3 protein-coding genes are annotated in these 2,590 nt (G+C 59.8%); 2 read left to right on the top strand and 1 reads right to left on the bottom strand.

Annotated features, from left to right (window positions below):
- Positions 1-414 precede the first annotated feature (414 nt).
- On the top strand, positions 415-1,164 hold the full coding sequence (locus IP68_RS18810; RefSeq protein ID WP_197275865.1) for a hypothetical protein: 750 nt from the start codon (positions 415-417) through the stop codon (positions 1,162-1,164).
- A 26-nt stretch (positions 1,165-1,190) separates the two neighbouring features.
- Positions 1,191-2,033, top strand: coding sequence for a hypothetical protein (locus IP68_RS18805; RefSeq protein ID WP_054136563.1), 843 nt, complete (start codon positions 1,191-1,193; stop codon positions 2,031-2,033).
- A gap of 266 nt (positions 2,034-2,299) precedes the next feature.
- On the opposite strand, the gene IP68_RS20370 is transcribed toward IP68_RS18805, so the two are convergent.
- On the bottom strand, positions 2,300-2,464 hold the full coding sequence (locus IP68_RS20370) for a hypothetical protein (protein ID WP_156318285.1): 165 nt from the start codon (positions 2,462-2,464) through the stop codon (positions 2,300-2,302).
- Positions 2,465-2,590 lie beyond the last annotated feature (126 nt).

The following is a 2,590-nucleotide window of genomic DNA, read 5'->3' as shown; positions in this document are numbered from 1 at the left end:
CAATACTACGCTACGTCACCCCAAGCGACTCTCCCGCGAAGCGGGTTCGTGCTGTGGGTCGAAAGGCGTCGCGCAATTGGGCTTGCCGAGCGTTCTCCAATCGGCCAACCCGGCCTTAGGCGTATGACTATGGAAGAGTCTACTGGCGACACCGCTGCTGCTAGACTGCAAGTCTGCGATACCGGACGTGCATCTGAGGCAAAGCGCGCCGTGAAACGGCGCAGTTGCCTAGCTTTTGTCCCAGATCCAACGATCGTAAAGGCGCGGCCACAACCGACTTCACGCAACGTCGCCTGACAATATAGCTGGAGCGTCAACCAAAACATTCAGCACGTTGACGGACTCGACCTAACGCGGCAAAACTTTGGCACAGCCTGTCGGGGGCGAAATGGCAAAATGCAGGGATTGGAATTCGTGGCACGCATAACAGATCGGAAATGGAAACGCTCGTTTATCGTGCTAAGCGCGACATCATGCCTGGTGGGACTGGCGTCGTCAGCGTCGGCATTGCAGCAGAAGTTCGATCTCGACAACTCGGCTGGTAAGCCTGCCATTCAGACACCTGCAACAGGTGAAGCGCTCTGGCCAGTACCGTCGCGCACCCAATGGGGGCAGATCATAACCCAGAAGGGTCCCAATGTCTGGCAGGACGCGGTGTTTACCGATCCCGAGGGGCGCTGGCAAATCGTCTATCCCGCAACGCTCACTGAACCGCATGGCGATGCTCTGGGGCGCGACCGCTGGTTCTCCTATCCCGGGCAGCCGCAGATTATTTGCGGTGCCATGCTGGTGCGTGGAGCCTTCAGGTCGCTCGGCGATAATGCGATAGTAGACGCACCCGCTGCGCTGGTGCGGGATCCCGGTGCCTATGTGTCGCAGGTTGCAGACGGCGCATCGCCGGTCCTGTCGCAAAAGGTTGTCGCGCTCGCTTCGCCCGGTGGGGTGAACGGCACGCCAGTTCAGGCGGTGACGTTCGACCAGCGGGGCAAGCTTTTCGAGCTGCTGGGGGTCGACCGCGAGGTTTTCGTTCGGCATGTGCTGGTTTCTGACGGCACGGACTTGCTGGATGTGTTCTGCGGTGCGCAACCGGGGCAGAAGGGTTGGGTGGAAAAGCAGGCACTGGCTGCGGTCCGCCTGACCACAGCAGCACGGACACCGCGGTGATTCGGAGCATTGCCGGGGCCGCTTGTGTGCTGGCGACGGCATGGCTCGGCAGCGCCGCACCGGCCCAGGCGCAGGCGCTGACCATCAAGGAGAAACTGGTTCTCGGCAGCTTCAATATGTGCTGGGAGGGCGAGGATCAGGGCAATCTTGCAACGCGTTTGCGGGAAAACGGCTTCCGGCTCGCGCCGAATTCCGAAACGCTGTACATGCGACAGGAGCAGAATACGACGATCCTGTTTACTGCCTATTACGGCAAGGATCCGGAGGGTGGGCCGGAAACCATGTGCCGCATCACAGCGCTGAAGCCGCAGATCGTCAGCCCGTGGACACCAAAAAGTCCGATTTTCGATGACTTTTCCGGTCTGCTCGAGCGGATCGTAGATGGCGCCGCAACTATGGGAAGTGGCTATCGCCTGACCGCAATGCGCGAAATGGAGCCCGGCAACCGCGATCTGCGCCGCACCAAGCTGTATCTCGACGAACGCGTCCGGGGTCGTTTGATCCATATCGAGGAAGCGCCGACCTATTACGAGTTTGTGTATATCAATTCGCTGCGCAGCCGGATCGCCAGCCCAGCGACCCTCTCAGAAATCATCCGGCCTGATGCGCGGGCCGCGATGCAGTTGATGGTGGATGACAGCTGGGAGGTGGCGTTTTGCCGTCTTAATCCGCAAAACTGTCTGACCGAAGAACAGCGGCTGCAGCAGGCCGAGATGGCCGCGCGCGCATCGCAGCGGCGCGAGCCCATTCCCATCCCATTTAGCGGCATTGGCGCCATCCGTTCAGGCGACAATCGCAGCAACGAACAGCGCCAGCGTGATCGGGCCTATTGGGATAATTATCACCGCTGCGGCAGCGGGCGCTGCTGACTCGGGATTTGTTTTCCCAGCTGTAGATCGAACCAGGCTTCGCTCGATTTTGCTGATAGCAATCGCCGCAAACTTCTTTTGATGTAGGCTGAAGCAGCTCCTTTTGTCCGCGAAATCTATCAACATCTTCTGGGGGCACGACCAGCGCGCTCTTCAAGCAATGACAGATTTGGCCTAATTTCGCCGTTCATCCTAGCGTTCATGAACGTTCGGGCTTGGGTCGGAAGCAGATTGCGAGCTGCCCCCGACCCACTATGAGCTTTCGATCAGAAGTCCATCGGCGAGGAGGCCGCAGTGCGGTCTTCCTTTGGCGCCTCGGTCACGATCGCTGCGGTGGTGATCAGCAGACCCGCAACAGACGCGGCATCCTGCAGCGCGGTGCGCACCACCTTAGCCGGGTCGATGACGCCCGCTGATACCAAGTACCTCATAGGTACCGGTATCCGATCGGCAGCTTCTGTCACAAGCGGACGTTTATGGTGGCTGGTCTGAACGGCCGATTGTGTGAAGGGTTTCGGGCGCTTGCGTACGAAAGCCTCCAGTGCAGGAACCCGCGG

The sequence above is a fragment of the Blastomonas sp. AAP25 genome (genome assembly GCF_001295965.1).
Classification (GTDB): Bacteria; Pseudomonadota; Alphaproteobacteria; order Sphingomonadales; family Sphingomonadaceae; genus Blastomonas; species Blastomonas fulva.
Note: the sequence above shows the minus strand (reverse complement) of the source record. Positions and strands in the feature narration are given on the sequence as shown.